15 protein-coding genes are annotated in these 18,873 nt (G+C 68.4%); 9 read left to right on the forward strand and 6 right to left on the reverse strand.

All coding sequences use genetic code 11. The annotated features are described in order from the left end of the window. Nucleotides 1-54: 54 nt before the first annotated feature. Entirely contained in the window at nucleotides 55-1,701 is a 1,647-nt protein-coding gene (locus tag MVF96_RS11970; protein WP_247452038.1) for an HNH endonuclease signature motif containing protein, read from the reverse strand. Between the two features lie 217 nt (nucleotides 1,702-1,918). Then, the gene (locus MVF96_RS11975) at nucleotides 1,919-2,842 is read right to left on the reverse strand and encodes a manganese-dependent inorganic pyrophosphatase (RefSeq protein WP_137810647.1); all 924 of its coding nucleotides are present in this window, start codon (nucleotides 2,840-2,842) and stop codon (nucleotides 1,919-1,921) included. 137 nt (nucleotides 2,843-2,979) lie between these two features. On the opposite strand from MVF96_RS11975, the gene MVF96_RS11980 reads away from it, so the two are divergent. Then, nucleotides 2,980-4,410: an MFS transporter gene (locus MVF96_RS11980; protein WP_137810646.1), complete on the forward strand. Its 1,431-nt coding sequence runs from the start codon at nucleotides 2,980-2,982 to the stop codon at nucleotides 4,408-4,410. On the opposite strand, the gene MVF96_RS11985 is transcribed toward MVF96_RS11980, so the two are convergent. Beyond that, complete coding sequence (locus MVF96_RS11985) at nucleotides 4,323-5,177, reverse strand: alpha/beta fold hydrolase (RefSeq protein ID WP_247452039.1); 855 nt, start codon at nucleotides 5,175-5,177, stop codon at nucleotides 4,323-4,325. The genes MVF96_RS11980 and MVF96_RS11985 overlap by 88 nt on opposite strands. Before the next feature lie 118 nt (nucleotides 5,178-5,295). Between MVF96_RS11985 and MVF96_RS11990 the strand changes: the two genes are divergently transcribed. From MVF96_RS11990 to hisG, 5 genes are all read left to right on the forward strand, one after another. Continuing rightward, nucleotides 5,296-5,766 (forward strand): CinA family protein, encoded by a 471-nt coding sequence (locus tag MVF96_RS11990; protein WP_137810644.1) that lies wholly within the window; start codon nucleotides 5,296-5,298, stop codon nucleotides 5,764-5,766. A gap of 65 nt (nucleotides 5,767-5,831) precedes the next feature. Then, nucleotides 5,832-6,632: a helix-turn-helix transcriptional regulator gene (locus tag MVF96_RS11995; protein WP_058250424.1), complete on the forward strand. Its 801-nt coding sequence runs from the start codon at nucleotides 5,832-5,834 to the stop codon at nucleotides 6,630-6,632. Then, entirely contained in the window at nucleotides 6,629-7,384 is a 756-nt protein-coding gene (locus MVF96_RS12000) for an HAD family hydrolase (protein ID WP_418930433.1), read from the forward strand. Before MVF96_RS11995 ends, MVF96_RS12000 begins: the two co-directional genes overlap by 4 nt. Next, nucleotides 7,381-7,644 (forward strand): phosphoribosyl-ATP diphosphatase, encoded by a 264-nt coding sequence (locus MVF96_RS12005; RefSeq protein ID WP_014926729.1) that lies wholly within the window; start codon nucleotides 7,381-7,383, stop codon nucleotides 7,642-7,644. Before MVF96_RS12000 ends, MVF96_RS12005 begins: the two co-directional genes overlap by 4 nt. Nucleotides 7,645-7,733: 89 nt before the next feature. Continuing rightward, nucleotides 7,734-8,579 carry an ATP phosphoribosyltransferase gene (hisG, locus tag MVF96_RS12010; RefSeq protein ID WP_247452040.1) on the forward strand — a complete coding sequence of 282 codons (846 nt, stop codon included), beginning with the start codon at nucleotides 7,734-7,736 and terminating at the stop codon, nucleotides 8,577-8,579. Nucleotides 8,580-8,657: 78 nt separating this feature from the next. On the opposite strand, the gene MVF96_RS12015 is transcribed toward hisG, so the two are convergent. Next, nucleotides 8,658-9,503 carry a thioesterase family protein gene (locus tag MVF96_RS12015; protein WP_165630100.1) on the reverse strand — a complete coding sequence of 282 codons (846 nt, stop codon included), beginning with the start codon at nucleotides 9,501-9,503 and terminating at the stop codon, nucleotides 8,658-8,660. 67 nt (nucleotides 9,504-9,570) lie between these two features. Next, on the reverse strand, nucleotides 9,571-10,455 hold the full coding sequence (locus MVF96_RS12020; protein WP_058250581.1) for a RecB family exonuclease: 885 nt from the start codon (nucleotides 10,453-10,455) through the stop codon (nucleotides 9,571-9,573). A 203-nt stretch (nucleotides 10,456-10,658) separates the two neighbouring features. Here MVF96_RS12020 and MVF96_RS12025 point away from each other — a divergent pair, with 203 nt between their 5' ends. The 3 genes from MVF96_RS12025 (at nucleotide 10,659) to MVF96_RS12035 (ending at nucleotide 16,163) form a co-directional block, all read left to right on the forward strand. Beyond that, nucleotides 10,659-11,489 carry a tRNA (adenine-N1)-methyltransferase gene (locus tag MVF96_RS12025; protein ID WP_159370771.1) on the forward strand — a complete coding sequence of 277 codons (831 nt, stop codon included), beginning with the start codon at nucleotides 10,659-10,661 and terminating at the stop codon, nucleotides 11,487-11,489. 201 nt (nucleotides 11,490-11,690) lie between these two features. Continuing rightward, a complete protein-coding gene (gene arc, locus MVF96_RS12030) occupies nucleotides 11,691-13,508 on the forward strand; it encodes a proteasome ATPase (RefSeq protein WP_247449168.1) in 1,818 nt (605 codons plus the stop codon). A 117-nt stretch (nucleotides 13,509-13,625) separates the two neighbouring features. Then, the gene (locus MVF96_RS12035; protein WP_247452099.1) at nucleotides 13,626-16,163 is read left to right on the forward strand and encodes an FHA domain-containing protein; all 2,538 of its coding nucleotides are present in this window, start codon (nucleotides 13,626-13,628) and stop codon (nucleotides 16,161-16,163) included. Nucleotides 16,164-16,247: 84 nt separating this feature from the next. Here the strand turns inward: MVF96_RS12035 and glgP are convergent, their stop codons facing one another. Then, complete coding sequence (gene glgP / locus MVF96_RS12040; RefSeq protein WP_247449169.1) at nucleotides 16,248-18,842, reverse strand: alpha-glucan family phosphorylase; 2,595 nt, start codon at nucleotides 18,840-18,842, stop codon at nucleotides 16,248-16,250. Nucleotides 18,843-18,873: the final 31 nt, after the last annotated feature.

Below are 18,873 nucleotides of genomic sequence, written 5' to 3' on the forward strand. Positions count from 1 at the left end.
TTTTGTGGTTGGGATAACCAAGCCCCTTATGACCACATCAGGAGGATGTCCCAGTTACCAGCCCTTCCAGCTATTACTAGCAGCGCCCGGAGCTTGCGGAGGGCGACCAACCCCGCTCCCTGAGGGTTGGAGCTGTCGTTGGCCGGGTCGGGTTGGTCTCACGTCGATGACGTGGCTGGTTCTCGACCATGAGCGACGCGCGTCGTCGTGGTGCCGGTTGTTCGGGCGCGCGTGATCACCGGACCGCGTTGGTGGTCCGTGGATCTGTTCGCGCACGGTGTTCAGGTGTTGTGTGAATCGCCGGGGTATGTCGGGTCGGCGGTTGAGGCGTTCGGGGTTGGGTGGTGCGCCGGGTTCGGCGTTGAGTCGCCAGATGCAGCGGCCTTCGTCTGGTCCGGACCGGGCGATGCGGGTGGTGTATTGGCCGGGTTGGTCACCGACCATCCGGTTGTGGCGTGGGCAGGCCGGTGCGAGGTCGTCGATGTCGGTGAGACCGCCTTTGGCCCAATCCTTCTGGGCGTGATGAAGCTCGATGTGGGTGGCGGGCTGCTCGCAGCCTGGTGCTGAGCATACTTCCCCGTCGGGGCGGGCGAAGGAGACGAGGCGTTGTTCGCGGGTGGCGAGTCGTTTCCCGCGCCCGAAGTGCAGCGGGACAGCGGAGGCGTCTTTGAAGATCGCCAACCACGGTTGGACCTCACCGGCCATGGCGATGAGGTCCGGGATGGGCAGCAGGGTTCCGGTGGCGGTGGTCGCGAGTCCGGCTTCACGGATGAGGTCGTTGAGGTCGGCTTTGACGATCAGTTGCACGGGTAATCCGCGGTGCGACTTTCCGAGGGTCCCGTCGGCGAAACCGGCGGCGAGTGCGGCGTCGAGGGCGTCGTGGTTGATCTGCGCGGGAGTGCGGCTGTCGCGGTCGGCTGCGGTGGTCAGGGCGTCGGGGTCGGCGGTGCCGGCCGGTCCGCTGGGTGAGGCGGGGTCGTCGGGGTTGTTCAGTCCGGGTTTGCCCCATACCGCGAACATCATCGTCAGCCGGGCGGCGAGTTCGGGGGTCAGCGTGCCCGATATTTTGGCGGTGCCGTCGGCGCGTTGGCGGCCGATCCACAGGTTGCGGCGTCGTTTCTGGTCGGTGTCATCAGCCAATGTGCCGTCGGGGTCGAGATGAGCCAGCAGCCGGGCACCGAGTTGAGTGATGTCGGCGGGTGTGTGGTCGGTGGCGATCTCGGCCATCTGCCGTTCGGCCGCGACTTTCACGTCGTGGTCGATTCCGTGGGGGATCTGGTCGAGGACATCGAGGGCGGCCTGCACGTGCGCGGAACCGACCGCTCCTGCGGCGAAAGCCTCGGCCAGGGTGGGGTGTTCGGGTTCCAGTTTGTCGCCGCCGAGGCTGGTGCGGGTGGCGGTGGCGTCCATCTGCTTACGGCGTCGCATCGGGTTGGAGACGCGTAGCCGGTGGGTCATGTACTGCATGAGTGTTCGGCACCCGGCTTTGCGGGGCAGGTCGCGGGCCTCGACCTGATCGATCTGCCGGTCACCGGCAACAGTCAACCGTGCGATCGCTTTCTCGGTATCGGCTGCCACTTCGGCCAACTCGGCATCGGTGCACGGCCCCAGGTCGACCGTCTGCAACTCGTCCACGATGCGGTGGAGGTCGGCAATCAACTCGACGGCACGCGGCTGCGGCGTCGCTGATCCGTCAGACATGGCCACCCCCCAAGAACCGTAGCTGCGAATGTACGTTCGAGTGTACAGCACAGCCGGCATCTCGCAACTCGAAAGTTTCTGTTGTGCAACGGTATTCGTCGACGACAACTTGTCGGTGCGTTGTGGTAGATGGGGGTGCCGGTTTGCGTTGTCCTCGAATTATGTTGTTACGAGTTTTCTCTCGACTGCGGATGTGCGCGGGGAGGCCAGAGAGCGCTCAGACGTCCAGCACTTCGGTCAACTGCGGGACGATCTGCTTCTTGCGCGACACGATGCCCTTGCCGAATGCCTGACCGTCGGCGACGGTGACCCCGAGCGCCTGTTCGACCGCCGAGGCGGGTTCGCCGACCACCAACAGATCCGAGTCGGCCTTGATCACATCGGTGATGAGCAGGAGGTAGAGGTCGTAGCCGGCTGCCTCCTTCTCGGCGGTCATCGCCGTCAGGAACTCGTCGCGACGGTCGAGTATCTCGGCGGAGTCGACCGTGGTGATCTGCGAGACCCGCACCGTCTTCGGCCCCATTTCGAAGCTCTTGGAGTCCCGTCCGATGATCGCCGACACCGGCTCGTCGCCGAGCGCGGTCCCGGCCCGTAGAAGCGCGTCGCCGTACTCGTCGACGTCGACGCCCGCGATGTCGGCAAGCTCGGCGGCAGCGGCGCGATCGGCGTCGGTGCAGGTGGGGGAGTTGAACAAGAGGGTGTCGGAGATGATCGCCGACAGCATGATGCCCGCCTGCGGACGCGGGATCTCGATCCCGTTCTCCGCGTACATCCGGGTGAGAATCGTGCAGGTGCATCCGACCGGTTCGACGCGCATGTACAGCGGCGCCGCCGTCTCGAAATTGGCGATCCGATGGTGGTCGATGACTTTCAGGACGGTCACGTCGGTGATGTCGGCGACGCTCTGCTGGCGCTCGTTGTGGTCGACGAGCATCACCTCCGCCGGCGCGGCCGTCTCGATGACGCGCGGCGCGTCGAGTCCGAAATGCTCCAGTGCGAAGGCGGTTTCGAGACTCGGCCGGCCCAGGGCGACGGCCTCGACATCGCTGCCCAGCGCGGCTTCGAGGTGGGCGAGGCCGATCGCCGCCCCGATGGCATCGGTGTCGGGGTTGCGGTGTCCGAACACCAGGATCTTCGACATGGGACCTCGGCTTTCTCCTCGGCGGTGCGCGTGGGCCCAGACTACGACGATCCCGGCGCCTCGCGGTCTCGTTCCCGGTGAGCATGATCCTCACCGGGTCGGCGCCCGCCCCGGGGCCGGCGTTCTACATTGGCTCCATGTCCACGACCGGGCGTCGACGCGTCATCCTGGTCGTCTGCTGTCTGAGCATGTTCCTCGTCGGCCTCGACATCTCCGCGGTCAACGTGGCGCTGCCGTCGATCGGCGCCGATCTCGATGCCACGCCGTCTCAGCTCCAATGGGTGGTCGACTCGTACACGCTGGTCGTCGCGAGCCTGCTCATCCTCGGCGGCACCACCGGCGACCGGCTCGGTCGCAGACGCATCTTCGGGGTCGGCCTCGCGATTTTCGGAACCGGGTCGGTGCTCTGCGCGGTGTCGCCGACACCGGAGGTGCTCATCGCGGCCCGGGCCGTCCAGGCGGTCGGTGGCTCGATGCTGAACCCGGTGGCCCTGTCGATCGTGACCAACGTGTTCACCGAGCCGAAGGCGCGTGCGCGGGCGATCGGGTTGTGGGGAAGTGCATTCGGGGCGAGTCTGGCCTTCGGCCCGGTCGTCGGTGGTGCGCTGGTCTCCGGCCTGGGCTGGCAGGCGATCTTCGTGCTCAATGTCCCGGTGTGCGTGCTCGCCCTCGTTCTCAGCCGGCGGTACGTCCCCGAGTCGAGGGCGCCACAGCCTCGACGGGCCGATGTGGTGGGTCAGCTGCTGATCCTCGTGCTGTTGGGAACCGTGACGTTCGGGATCATCGAAGGGCATGTGCTGGGCTGGAGGTCCGGCGTCATCGTTGGCTGTTTCGCGGTCGCTGCGTGCTCGTCTGCGATCCTGATCTGCTACGAGTTGCGCCGCGACGAGCCGCTCCTGGACCCGCGGTTCTTCGGCAGTGTGCCGTTCACCGTCGCGGTCGTGTGCGCGGTCATCGCTTTCGCCGCGACCGGCGGGTTCCTCTTCCTCAACACCCTCTACCTGCAAGAAGTCCGCGGGCTGAGTCCGTTCGGCGCGGGTCTGATGCTGATCCCGATGGCTCTGGCCGCCGCGTGCTGCGCTTCGGTCTCGGGACGCCTCGTCGCCGCGCGGGGGTCTCGGCCGCCACTGTTCGCGGGCGGGATCGGAATGGCGGCGGGCGGGGTGCTGCTCCTCGGCGTCGGACCCGATACCCCGTTCACCTACCTCGGCGCGGCCTACCTCGTGTTCGGCATCAGCTTCGGACTGGTCAACGCGCCCATCACGAATGCCGCGGTCTCGGGCATGCCGCGGACCCAGGCGGGGCTCGCCTCCGCGATGGCCTCCACCGGGCGGCAGGTCGGGACGGCGCTGGGCGTGGCGGTGTCCGGTGCTATCGCGTTCTCCGGACGGGCGGAAACTGTGGCCGACGGCCTGAGCGCCACCGCACGACCGTTCTGGATGGTGGTGACGCTGTGCGGTGTGGCGATCGCCGTGCTGGCCTATCTCGCCACCGGCGCCTGGGCGGAACGAACCGCCGTGCGCACACGCGACCGCGTCGAGTCCCGATCGGGCTCCTGGACGGCGTGAGATTCCCACCATCGCGCGATCAGCTCGACGATCCCGTCAGGCGTCCGCGTCCATCCGAGGTGCGTCGCGACGCCCCCGGCCGGACCGTCGGAGGCCCGGTAACACAGTGTCGACATCGCGTCCTTGTCGAACGCCGCGTCGTAGGCGTCCGCGGCGCGGCCGGACACGACCTCGTCGTCGTGCAGCCGGATCGACAACGCCGGCAACCGCATTCGGGAGTCGAGTGCGAACGGCGCCCACCCAGTCAGCACCATGCGCGCCCATTCCCGCATCAGCGTGCGCGGCGTCGGACCGCCGAAACCGCGTCGTGGCCACCGGCCGGCGATCCCCGCGACCGTGGCGACCGACGCGGCCAGTGTGGCGAGCGGGACGCCGCGCAGGCCGTAGTGGCGAAAGTGGGGGACCGACGCGCCAATCGCCACGATCCCGTCGGGGGCGTGGTCCTCCCGCAGGGCCACCATCGCGGCCAACTGCGCTCCCAGGCTGTGACCGAGTACCAGGACCCTCGTCTCGGTGTCGTCCGCCCGGGCCGTGGCCACGGCGTCGGCCAGACCGTCCGCCTCGTCGGCATAGGACCAGTCGGAACGTCGAGACGGTGGCTCGCTTCCCTCCTCGATCCCTCGCCGAGGGACGATCACGACGTCGAATCCGGCTCTGCTCAGGGCCTCCGTCAAGCGCCGGTACACACGCGCCGGCACTCCCATCGCCGGCGAGATCAACACCGTCGTGTGCCGTGTGCGAACGGGGTCGTTCTCTATGCGGGTCATGTCCCCAACGTCTCGCACCCACGCCGCCGGCACCACTACCTACCAGGTAGTCGTTTCAGGGCGCGGCCCTGTGGATACCAACCAGCGATGGTCGACGCGGACACGAAGGGAGCGACACATGTCGGATGTGAGTGACTTCTCGGAGACCTGCAAGCGCGTGGCGGACGCTGCGATGGAAGCGGGCGTCCGGATCGCGGTCGCCGAATCGCTGACCGGCGGGAACCTGGCAACCGAACTGAGCAAGGCGCCGAACGCGGGTACGTGGTTCCGCGGCGGGGTCGTGGCCTACCACAAGGACGTCAAGTACGACCTGCTCGACGTGCCCGAGGGGCCGGTCGTGAGCGAGACCGCGGCGCGCGCGATGGTGGCGTCGACCGCCCGGTTGTTCGACGCCGACCTCGTCGTCGCGGTGACCGGTGAGGCCGGTCCCGAACCCGACGAGGCGGCACCGGGAACGGTGTGGTTCGGACTGGATCACCGGGGCCGCGTCAGCGCCTCCCGGGAAGTGTTCGACGGCGAACCCGAAGAGGTCCTCGCCCAGACGATCGGACACTCGTTGGAGTTGATCGAGTCCTGCCTACGGTCCTGATCGCCGGGCGACCGCTACCCGTGAGGTAGTCGCCACGCTCCCGCCCGGGACCTACCATGACCCCCATGACCGTCGAGGTGGGAAGCATGCTGCGGCAGTGGCGCTCTCGCCGCTCGTTGAGCCAGCTGGATCTCGCGTACGAGGTCGGTGTCTCGCCGCGTCACCTCAGTTTCGTCGAGACCGGCCGGTCACGCCCGAGTCCGGCGCTGCTCGAGGCGCTCTCCGAGCGGCTCGATGTTCCACTGCGAGAACGAAATTCGCTGCTCCTCGCTGCCGGGCACGCACCCCGCTACAGCGAGGAACCGCTCGACTCGGACACGATGGCCCACGTCCGGTCGTCGGTCCAGCGATTGCTCGACGCCCACAACCCGAACATGGGCATGGCGCTCGACCGGACCTGGAACGTCGTGCTGGCCAACGACACCGCGCTCACCCTTCTCGAGTTGTTGCCGCCCGAACTGCAGACCGGACCGGTCAACCTGTTCCGGGTGTCGCTGCATCCGGACGGATTCGCGCGGGCCACGCACAACTTCGACGAGTGGGCGACCTACCTGCTCGAGTTGCTCCGGCGGATGGCGCGGATCACCGGCGATCCGCGCCTCGCCGACCTCGAACGGGAGGTCTCGGGATATCCGACCGTCGCCGCACTCGACGGACGTCTCGCCCGCGACCGTGCCGGAGTCGGGGGACAACCGCAGTTGCTGGTGCCGTTCCGGCTCGCCCTCGGCGACCAGGTGCTGTCCTTCTTCAGCACCCTCACGACGTTCGGCTCCCCACGCGATGTCACCCTCGAGGAGCTGACCATCGAGCTGTTCTACCCCGCCGACGAGCCCACCGAGCGGTGGGTTGCGATGATGCAGGGGTGACCGATACCGCCCCCACCGTCTCCACCGCCGGCCCCACCTCACCCTCGGGTGCGCGACTCCCCGCTGCCGTGCTGTGGGACATGGACGGCACGCTGCTCGACTCCGAACCGATCTGGGACGTCGCGATGGCGGAACTGGCCGCACGGCACGGCATCGTCATGTCACCGGAACTCCGCGAATCCACTCTCGGGAACTCGCTGCCGGACGCATTGGCGAAGGTGCACGACGCCGCCGGTCTGTCCGCCGCGGAGCGCGATCCCGATGCCGACGGACGCTGGACTCTCGATCGGGTCGCCGAACTGTTCGCCGACGACCTGCCGTGGTGTCCCGGCGCAGCCGAAGCACTCGACCTGGTGGCCGGGGCAGGGATCCCCATGGTGCTGGTGACGAACACGGTGCGGGAGTTGACCGAGGTGGCCCTGGAGACCATCGGGCGTGCACGATTCACCACGACGGTCTGCGGCGACGAGGTGGCGGTGGGCAAACCCGCGCCCGACCCCTACCTGCGCGCGGCGGAACTGCTCGGTGTCCCGTCGGCCGACTGTCTGGCCGTCGAGGACTCGCCGACCGGCGCCCAGGCGGCATCGGCGGCCGGATGTCCGACGCTCGTCGTCGAGTCCGCGGCACCGGTCGAGCCGGGCCGGTTGCGCGTCTTCCGGACCAGTCTTGTCGGGCTGGACCTCGACGATGTCGCCGGTGCATGGACCGGCGGTCTCGCGCGCATCTCCACATGCAAAAATGAGGAATCGTGAAGACTTTCGAGGAGCTGTTCGCCGAACTCAGCGACAAGGCGCAGAGCCGTCCCGAGGGTTCGGGTACCGTTGCCGCCCTCGACTCCGGTGTCCACACCCTGGGCAAGAAGATCATCGAAGAGGCGGGTGAGGTCTGGCTCGCCGCCGAACACGAATCCGACGAGTCGCTCGGCGAGGAGATCTCGCAGCTCGTCTACTGGCTGCAGGTGATGATGATCAAGCGGGGACTGACGCTGCAGGACGTGTACCGACATCTGTGACCGGTTGACCCGGTCCGGACACAGTCCACACGACACAGTTCTGCTCCATCCCCGCGCCCGCAGGCGCACTCCACGAAAAGGACAACGAGATGCTGAGAGTGGCCGTACCCAACAAGGGTGCGCTCTCCGAATCCGCGTCGGCCATCCTCTCCGAGGCCGGCTATCGCCGCCGGACCGACGCCAAGGACCTCACGGTCCTCGACAACAACAACGACGTCGAGTTCTTCTTCCTGCGTCCCAAGGACATCGCGATCTACGTCGCCTCCGGCCGGCTCGACCTGGGCATCACCGGACGTGACCTCGCCCGCGACTCCGGCGCCGAGGTGGGCGAACAGCTGGCCATGGGCTTCGGCTCGTCGACCTTCCGTTACGCGGCTCCGGCCGACCAGCAGTGGGCAGTGGCCGGTCTCGCGGGCAAACGCATCGCCACGTCGTACCCGAACCTCGTGCGCGAGGACCTGGCCGGTCATGGCATCACCGCCGACATCATCCGGCTCGACGGTGCGGTCGAGATCTCGATCCAGCTCGGTGTCGCCGACGCGATCGCCGACGTCGTCGGTTCCGGTCGCACGCTGCGTCAGCACGGCCTGGTGGCATTCGGTGAATCGCTGTGCGATTCCGAGGCGGTCCTGATCTCCCGACGCGACGCCGACCTCACCAAGGCCGAACGGCAGTTCGTCGCCCGAGTGCAGGGCGTGGTGTTCGGACAGCAGTACGTGATGATCGACTACGACTGCCCCCGTTCGCTTCTCGATCAGGCGTCGGCGCTCACGCCGGGCCTCGAGTCGCCGACCGTGGCGCCCATGGCCGACCCGGACTGGGTCGCGGTCCGCGCAATGGTGCCCCGCAAGGACCACCAGAACCTCATGGACGAGCTGTCCGAGCTCGGCGCCAAGGCCATCCTCGCGACGGACATCCGGTCCTGCCGGTTCTAGCGGAGGCAGATCCACCCATTTTCGGCAAACCCACCAGCTGCGAGCTGGTGGGTTTGCCGATTAGGGGTGGGTTTGTGGCTATTGCACCGCGCTGAGCATCACCGTCTGGGCCGACCGGCCGATGTGGCCGGAGGCGTCGTAGAGGTCGGCGAAGGTGCTGCCGAACCCGTCCGGACCGGCGATCATGTGGGCGTCGATGCCGACCCACGGTCCGCTCGGGACGCGCGTCAGGTGCACGGTGGTGTCGGTGTTCATCCACGTCCACCGATTCGGGCGGAGTCGGGTGCCCAACCCGTTGGCGACGTCGATGACGGTGAACATCGACTCCAGGTCCTCGGTCTTCTCGTCGGCGACGAGCGGGATCGCCGGCCGCAGCCACACCGCGGGAGTCGAGCCGTTGCGCCCCTCGGCCCGGACCGACTCGATGGTGCCGATGAACCCGAGGGTGCCCCAGTCGACCGCCTCGCCGTTGTCGTCGGAGAAGCCGATCACCGCCTTCGACTCGTCCGGTCCGGGCGTCAGGGGATCGGGACCGTTCGCGATCTCGGCGGTGTCGGCGACGCGGAGCCGCCACCCCACCGAGCGGGCGGCGGCGCGGAATGTCCCGTCGGCCTGCTGCACCTGCAGTTCGGTCTCGACGAGGCTGATCTGGCGGCCCGGCCGCACGACCCGGGCGGCGACCCGGTTGACGCCCAGCCCGACCGGGCCGAGGATCTCGGTGGTCACACGCGTGAAGTGCTGAGCCGGGTCGGGCTGGCACCGCAGCAACGACCGCATCAGCAGGGCCGACGGGGGACCACCGTGCTGCATCGTCGGCGACCACACGCTCAGCGTCGCCTCGGTCGGGCGGAAGTACTCGAAGTCGCCCTCGTCACGGGCAGCATCCGACGGGGCATCGATGGGTTCGTAGTACGAGTTCTCCACCCGAGTCACTCTATGACCGCCGACATAATGGGTCGGGGCGGGGGCGTCCCGCGGACGTCGGGGCTGCTCAGACCGCGAAACCCGCCGGGGGACCGGGGTACGGCGGGATGACGCCCCCGAACTCCGGACACCGGGCGCGGTGCTCACAGAACTTGCACGACCACGACTTCTTCGGCCGGAAGTCGCCCGAGGCCACGGCGGTGCGGATCGCCTGCCAGATCGCGCGCAGGGTGCGCTCGAAGCGGAGCAGCTCATCACGGTCCGGGCGGTAGATCAGCTGTTGCCCGTCGGAGAGGTACATCAGCTGCAACCGGGCGGGAACGACTCCGCGGGTGCGCAGGATCGCGAGCGCGTAGAACTTCATCTGGAACAACGCCTTGGCTTCGTACGCCTCACCCGGCGACCGCCCGGTCTTGTAGTCGACGACGCGTATCTCGCCGGTCGGCGCGACGTCGATGCGGTCGATGAACCCCCGCATGAGCATGTCGTCGGCGTCGATCTCGACGTGTTCCTCCACCGCGTCGGCGTCGAAGGCGGTCGGGTTCTCCATCGTGTAGTAGGTGGCGATGAGCTTGTGCGCATCGGCGAGGAACGCGGCCTGGCCGCCTTCGCCGATGACCTTCGCGAGCTCGGGGTCGCCCTCGCACATCGCGGCCCAGGCGCCTTCGACCAGCAACTCGGCCGAGTCCTGCGTGCGGAGCTCGGCCGGGAGGTCGAACAGATTCTCCAGCGCGGCATGGACGACGGTGCCCCTGGTCTGCGCGGTGGTGGGGGTCTCCGGGAAGCGGTCGATCGCACGGTAGCGGTAGAGCAGCGGGCACTGCTTGAAGTCCGCGGCGCGGGACGGCGACAGCGCCAGCGGGCGCCCGACGATCCCTCGCGCATCCGCGTCGGGGCCGTCCGGGGTCCCTGTCGGGGTCGTGCTGGGGGAGGCGTCTCCGACTCCGGTCATCGTGCTCACCCTTCGCAGGGTAGGCGCCGGGCCCGACAGTCCGAGGTCCCGACACTCGGGTCCGCTAGCCGGCCACCCGGGCGGCGCCCTCCCCGCAGCGACACGAGGCAGGACCGGGCCACCTCGTCGGGTAACGTCCACACGGCCCACGAACCCCTGCGCCGAGTCGCGCGGGTTCGGATCGTTCACGAGAGGAAGCACCAGTGCCCACCACCGGACCGTTCGTCGTCGGCGACCGGGTTCAGCTGACCGATGCCAAGGGGCGCAAGTTCACGGTGCTGCTCGACGAGGGAAAGCAGTTCCACACCCACCGCGGTGCCATCTCCCATGACGACCTCATCGGTTCGCCCGAGGGCAGCATCGTCTCCGCGACCAGCGGTACCCAATATCTGGCGCTGCGCCCGCTGCTCGTCGACTACGTGCTCTCGATGCCGCGCGGGGCCCAGGTCATCTATCCCAAGGACGCCGCCCAGATCGTCCTCGAGGGCGACATCTTCCCGGGCGCCCGCGTCCTCGAAGCCGGTGCCGGCTCCGGCGCGCTGACGTGTTCGCTGCTGCGCGCGGTCGGTGCCGACGGAGAGGTCGTCTCCTTCGAGATCCGGGATGACCACGCCGAGCACGCGATCCGCAACGTCGAGACCTTCTTCGGGGGACGGCCAGACAACTGGCACCTCACCGTCGACGATCTGGCGAACGTGGATCGGAACGAACGGTTCGATCGCGTCATCCTGGACATGCTCGCGCCCTGGGAACCGCTCGACGTCGTGCGGACCGTGTTGAAACCAGGCGGGGTCTTGACGGTCTACGTGGCGACCGTCACCCAGTTGTCCCGGGTGATGGAGGCCCTGCGCGAGCAGGAGTGCTGGACCGAGCCCCGGGCCTGGGAGACGCTCCTCCGCGAGTGGAGCGCGGTGGGCCTCGCGGTGCGTCCCGAACACAAAATGCAAGGCCACACCGCTTTTCTGATCACGGCCCGGCGCCTTGCCGACGGCACCACCACGCTGCGTCCGCAGCGCCGTCCGAGCAAGGGCTGAGCGCGGCCGCGGAGCAACGGCCAGTCGCCGGGCTGTGCGGTGAAACATCGCGAATACGTTGCGAAGACGCACATTTAACACACCGTCAACACCGGCGATTGCGCGGTGGACGGCGATTCGCCGTCTCGGCCGGTAGCGTAGGGATACGGCGCGAGCATTCCGATCGAGGGATCGGGTGATTGCCGGCGAGAGGAGTCAGCAATGACCGAATCTGACCGCCACGACGCACTGGGGGACCGCGCGGTTCCCGAGGGCGCCAGTGCATCCGACGAGGGCTTCGTCCCCGCCTACACTCCGCCCCCGCCGCGGAGCGGCACCGAGTCGCCGCTGTCGCGGAGCGGCCCGGACTCGTCTGCGCGCGGCGCAGCCGGCCGGCCGGCCGGGGATCTCCAAGAGCGGGTGGACAGCCTCACCGCACGCAACGCGAAGCTGCTCGACACCCTCAAGGAAGCCCGACAGCAACTCGTCGCTCTCCGCGAGGAGGTCGACCGTCTGGGTCAGCCGCCGAGCGGGTACGGCGTCCTGCTGGACGTGCACCCCGACGCCACCGTCGACGTGTTCACCTCGGGCCGCAAGATGCGCCTCACCTGTTCGCCCAACATCGACACCGACCTGCTGACCAAGGGGCAGACCCTGCGTCTGAACGAGGCCCTGACCATCGTCGAGGCCTGCGAATTCGACACCGTCGGCGAGATCAGCACGCTGCGCGAGGTGCTCGGTGACGGCAAACGCGCCCTGGTCGTCGGTCACGCCGACGAGGAGCGGGTGGTCTGGCTGGCCGAACCGCTGCTGGGCGAGGTCGACGGTGAGGACGGTCTGCGTCGCAAGCTGCGTCCCGGCGACTCACTGCTCATCGACACCAAGGCCGGGTTCGCGTTCGAGCGGGTGCCCAAGGCCGAGGTCGAGGATCTCGTCCTGGAGGAGGTCCCGGACGTCGGTTACGAGGACATCGGTGGCCTGGGCCGCCAGATCGAGCAGATCCGCGACGCCGTCGAACTCCCGTTCCTGCACAAGGACCTGTTCCGCGACTACCAGCTGCGTCCCCCGAAGGGCGTGCTGCTCTACGGTCCGCCCGGCTGTGGCAAGACGCTCATCGCCAAGGCCGTGGCCAACTCCCTGGCGAAGAAGATCGCGCAGGTGCGGGGCGACGACGCCAAGGAGGCGAAGTCGTACTTCCTGAACATCAAGGGCCCCGAGCTGCTCAACAAGTTCGTCGGTGAGACCGAACGGCACATCCGGCTGATCTTCCAGCGGGCGCGCGAGAAGGCTTCGGAGGGCACGCCGGTCATCGTCTTCTTCGACGAGATGGACTCGATCTTCCGCACACGCGGGTCGGGCGTCTCCTCGGACGTGGAGACCACCGTCGTCCCGCAGCTGCTCAGTGAGATCGACGGCGTCGAGGGCCTCGAGAACGTCATCGTGATCGGTGCGTCGAATCGCGAGGACATGATCGACCCCGCGATCCTGCGCCCGGGGCGCCTCGACGTGAAGATCAAGATCGAGCGTCCCGACGCCGAATCCGCGATCGACATCTTCTCCAAGTACCTCACCGAGGAGCTGCCCATCCACGCCGACGACATCGGCGAATTCGAGGGAGATCGCACGGCCTGTGTCAACGCGATGATCGAGAAGGTCGTCGAGCGGATGTACGCCGAGAGCGAGGACAACCGGTTCCTCGAGGTCACCTACGCCAACGGCGACAAAGAGATCATGTACTTCAAGGACTTCAACTCCGGCGCGATGATCCAGAACGTCGTCGACCGGGCCAAGAAGTACGCGATCAAGTCGCAACTGGACACGGGTGCACCGGGTCTGCGCGTCCAGCATCTCTTCGACTCCATCCTCGACGAGTTCGCGGAGAACGAGGACCTGCCCAACACGACCAACCCCGACGACTGGGCCCGGATCTCGGGCAAGAAGGGCGAGCGGATCGTGTACATCCGCACGCTGGTCACGGGCAAGAGTGCGGGCGCGAGCCGGGCCATCGACACCGAGACGAACACGGGTCAGTACCTGTAGCGACAGTGGTCTCGACCGAGCAGACAGCCGACTCCCACGGGGTCGGCTGTCTGCTCGACAGAACCGCGTGAACAGCGCCGTCAAGCACTAGAGTTGTCGGCGATGAACAGCACATCGATGGCGCGTGGACGAGTGATCGTCGACGGTGGGGCGCCGCATCCACTGGGCGGCGGCGCTCAGCGCATCACCCTGGGGCGTGAGCCCGACAACGACATCGTGATCAATCATCCGATGGTGTCGCGTCGGCATCTCGCCATCGAGTGGCGCGGTACGGCCTGGTGTCTCGTCGACATCGGCAGCACCAACGGCTTCTTCGTCAACGGCCGGCGGATGGCCGAGTTCATGGTGCCCGGTACGACCCAGGTACGCCTCGGCGACGTGAACACGGGTCCGGTCGTCGACCTCGTGGTCGACGTGCCCGCATCCGGCGGCCGACCGCCCTCGAGTGGTCCCGGGCGCAGCGTGCCGTCCCGGCCGGGTCCGCCGGTCTCGCGTCCGATGCAGTCGGGCTACCCGCCGTCAGGTCCTCGCTCGGCGGGGTTCCCGGGCGCGGCCGTCCCGGCCTCCGGGCAGATGCCCGCCCACGCACCGGGCGGGCGACAGTACCGAGTGGACCCGATGCCGCAGGAAGTCCTGAGCGCGCCGCATCTGCAGGCGCTGCAACAGAACGTGTCGGCGGTCTACCGCCTGCCCGGCGCGCCGACACCGCCCGAGCGCGAGTCGATCTCGCTCCGCGGAGTCCAGCGGATCGGACGCACGCCCGACAACGACATCGTCGTCAGCGACGTCCTGGCGTCTCGGCACCACGCACAGGTGTCCAGCCGCGGGGCTGCCCTCGTGATCGAGGACCTCGGCAGCGTCAACGGAACCTTCGTCAACGGCCGGCGGGTGTCGAGCGCGCAACTGACCGACGGCGACGTCGTCACCATCGGCAACAGCGACTTCGTGGTGTCCGGCGGCACGCTGATGCGCGGGCAGGAGAGCGCCGCGGTCGCCGACGGCCTCCACGTCCACGGGGTCAGTCTCGTCGTGGACGGCGGGAAGCGTCTGCTCGCCGACGTGGACTTCAGCGCCAGTCCGGGCACGCTGACCGCGGTGATCGGCCCCTCGGGCGCGGGTAAGTCGACGGTGTCGAAGATCGCGGCCGGACTCAACTCACCGACGAGCGGGCTGGTCACCTTCGAGAGCCGCAACGTCCACGCCGAATACGACGCTCTGCGCACACGCATCGGCATGGTGCCGCAGAAGGACGTCCTGCACCACAAGCTCACGCTCCGGCAGGCCTTGTGCTACGCCGCGGAACTGCGCCTGCCACCCGACCTCTCGAAGGCCGATCGGGACCGGGTCATCGACGGGGTGCTCAGCGAGCTGCAGCTGACCGAGCATGTCGACACCCGCGTGGAGAAGCTGTCCGGCGGCCAGCAGAAGCGCGCGTCGGTCGCGATGGAGTTGCTGACGGGTCCGTCACTGCTCATCCTCGACGAACCGACCTCCGGTCTCGACCCCGCACTCGACCGGCAGGTGATGGCCACCCTCCGCCGGCTCGCCGACGCCGGGCGTGTGGTCCTCGTGGTCACGCACTCGCTGACCTATCTGTCCATGTGCGACCAGGTGCTGCTGCTGGCGCCCGGCGGCAAGACGTCCTTCTGCGGCCCGCCCGGACAGGTCGAGGGGGAGATGGGCACCTCCGACTGGGCAGAGATCTTCGCGTACGTCGCCGATCAGCCGGACACCGCACACATGCGGTACCTGGACCGGCACCGCCGAGCGCCGAATCCGCCGCCGCCCCAGCGTCCCCCCGGTCCGCCGATACCGGTGCCGCACACGAGCTTCACCCGCCAGTCGTCGACCATCGCCCGACGCCAGGTACGGCTGATCTTCGCCGACGTCGGCTATCTCGTCTTCCTCGTGCTGCTACCCGTCGTGCTCGGCCTGCTCACCTTGGTGATCCCGGGTTCGAGCGGGTTCGCCCGCCTCGAGGTGATCCCGAACGCGCCGCCACCGAAGGACGGCGCGGAGGCGATCCAGATCCTCGTCGTGCTCGTCGTCGGGGCCGCGTTCATGGGGGCCGCGCTGACCGTGCGCGATCTCGTCGGGGAGCGCGACATCTTCGAACGCGAGCGCGCCGTCGGGTTGCGGCCCGGCGCATACCTTTTCGCCAAGATCGTGGTGTTCTTCGTCGCCGCGGTGCTGCAGACGATCATCATGGTCGGCATCACCTTCGCCGGTCGAGGGCTGCCCGACTTCGGCGGTCCGATCCTCCCGCCGCCGCTGGCGTTGCTCGTCGCGGTGGCCGTCCTCGCCTGCGTGAGCACGCTCGTCGGTCTCGCCATCTCGTCGGCGGTCAAATCCAACGAGCAGGTCATGCCCCCGCTGGTCATCGTCGTGATGGTCCAGTTGGTGTTCTGCGGCGGCCTGTTCAAACTCGACGGCATCGGACTCGAACAGCTGTCGTGGATCTTCCCGTCGTTCTGGGGGTATGTCGCCGCGGCCGGCAGCGTGGACCTCTACAACATCAATGTGGCCGCGCCGCAGCGCATCACGCTGTGGGAGACATCGGTCGCGCACACCGCACTCGCCTACGGGGTGCTCGCGGTGATCAGCGCGCTGCTGCTCGCCTTCACCTATTCGCGGCTGCGATTGAAGAAGCGCTGACGCGGCTCATAGCCGGCTTCCCCCGCTGGTTAAGCCGGCCTGGCCAGTTGGGGGTCGCCAACTCATCTCGGAAGTCCGGCCGCCTCAACCGGTCGTCGCCGGAAAGCGTACGAACCCGAGTTCGGACTCCGACGACAACTGCGGATGGCGGGGCAGGACCCGGACGGTGTAGCCGAGATGACCGGAGGCCGACGGCGGCACCAGTGCGGTGAACACCATCCGGCCCGACGCATCGCGGTCGGGTCCGGGGGTCATGTCGGTGAACGTCGGTGCCAGGATCTCGCCGTCGTCGCCGACCCGGCCGAGTACCACCTGCACCGCGACCGACTCGGGCGCGAGATCTCCCAATGCCACATGGGCGGTGATCCAGAGTCCGTCCTCGCGACGCTCGTCCTCGACCCCGGCCACCTGCACCGACGACCATCCGGTCTCCAGGGTCCGGCGATAAGCCGCGAGGTCGCGCGCACCCGCGTAGGAGTCGGCGCATGCGGACTCGTAGGCGCGGGCGGCCGGGCAGTAGAGGTCGGTCGTGTAGTCGCGGACCATGCGCGAGGCGAGTACCTGCGGGCCGAGCCGAGTGAGGGTGTGGCGCATCATCTCCACCCACCGGCGGGGTACACCGTCGTCCGCCCGGCGATAGAAGAGGGGGATCACCGTCTCCTCGAGGAGCGTGTACAGCGCCTGCGCCTCCAGATCGTCGCGACGATGTTCGTCGGTGATCCCCTCCGCGGACGGGATCGCCCACCCGTTGTCGCCGTCGGCCATCTCGTCCCACCAGCCGTCCAGGATCGACAGATTGAGCCCGCCGTTGAGCGCCGATTTCATCCCCGAGGTCCCGCAGGCCTCCATGGGACGGACCGGATTGTTCAGCCACACATCGCAACCGGCGTAGATGAAACGCGCCATCGAGATGTCGTAGTCGGGAAGGAACACGATGCGATCGCGCAGTTCCGGATCCTCGGTGAACCGGACGACCTGCTGGATCAAGGACTTGCCTCCCTCGTCGGCCGGGTGGGCCTTGCCCGCGATGACCAGCTGCACCGGCCGATCGGGATCGGTTAGGATGGCGCGCATGCGCTCGGGATCGCGGAGCATCAGCGTCAGCCGCTTGTAGGTCGCCGCTCGCCGTGCGAATCCGATGGTCAGCACGTGCGGGTCGAACAGGTCGGCGGTCCATGCCAGCTCGGCGTGGGTGAAGCCGCGGTCGAGGCCGCTGGCGAGTGCGCGCCGCCGCACCTCGTCGACGAGTTCCGCGCGCAGCTCCTCGTGCGTTCGCCAGATCGTCTCGTCGGACAGGCCCGCGTACACCTCGGGCGCGGAGTCCTCGTCCCCGTCGGCGAAGTCACGCCACGCCGGGGCCACCCAGGTCGGTCCGTGCACGCCGTTCGTGACCGCGCCGATGGGCACATCGGCGGCGTCGAAACCCGGCCACAGGTCGGCGAACATCTCCCGACTCACCGCACCGTGCAGCTGCGACACCCCGTTGCTGCGTTGCCCGAGCCGAAATCCCATGTGCGCCATGTTGAAGACGCCGGGGTCCGCCTCGTCGCCGAGTTCGGCCACCGTCGCCGCGGCCAGCCCGGGCAGCAGGCGGGATTTGCCGTCGGAGTCGGCGTCGAGGTAACGGGCGACGAGGTCGGCGGGGAAACGGTCGATCCCGGCCGGCACCGGGGTGTGGGTGGTGAACACGTTCGAGGCGCGGACCACCGCTTCCGCGGTGTCGAAGTCGAGCCCGCCGGCCACCAGCTCGCGGATGCGTTCCACGCCGAGGAAGCCCGCGTGTCCCTCGTTCATGTGGAACACCGTCGGCTCGGGCCGGCCGGTGATCCGGACGTACTCGCGGAGCGCGCGGACACCGCCGATGCCGAGCAGGATCTCCTGTGCGATCCGGTGTTCCTGATCCCCGCCGTAGAGCCGGTCGGTCACCGCGCGCAGGGCGGCGCCTTCGGGCTGGTCGTCGTTGCGATCGATGTCGGAGTCGAGGAGCAGCAACGGGATTCGGCCCACCGACGCCACCCACACCTGGGCCGACAGGGTCGCCCCGCCGGGCATCGCGACCTCGACGATCACCGGCTCCGCGCCGTCGCCCGGGGCGAGGAGCGTGAGGGGCAGGTCGGCGGGATCGTTCACGGGATACCGCTCGATCTGCCAGCCGTCGTGATCGAGGCCTTGGCGGAAGTAACCGGAGCGGTACAGCAATCCGACGCCGATCAGCGGCAGCCCGAGGTCGGAGGCCGCCTTGAGATGGTCACCGGCGAGGATGCCGAGGCCGCCGGAGTAGATCGGCAGGACCTCGGAGACGCCGAACTCCATCGAGAAGTACGCGATTCCCGGGGGCACCACCCGGTCATGCGCCGAACCGTCCTGTCCCGATGACTCGGCCGCATACCGCTGGAACCACTGCGGTGCATCGAGATACTGCTCGAGGTCGACGTGGGCCTCGGCGACCCGCGCCACGAAACCCTCGTCGTCGGCCAGCTCGGCCAGACGGGCGGGGTCGGTGTCGGCGAGAACCCGGACCGGATCGCCGGTCGACGACCACAGGCGCGGGTCGATGGTGGCGAACAGCTCCTGGGTGGGGGTGTGCCACGCCCAGCGCAGGTTGTGCGACAACGGCGCGAGGGTCGCGATCGGGTCGGGCAGCGGCACTCGAACGGTGAACCGGCGGAATGCTTTCACGGCGTCGACCGTACTCAGCACGTGCGGTGGT

The sequence above is a fragment of the Gordonia hongkongensis genome, assembly GCF_023078355.1.
GTDB lineage: Bacteria > Actinomycetota > Actinomycetes > Mycobacteriales > Mycobacteriaceae > Gordonia > Gordonia hongkongensis.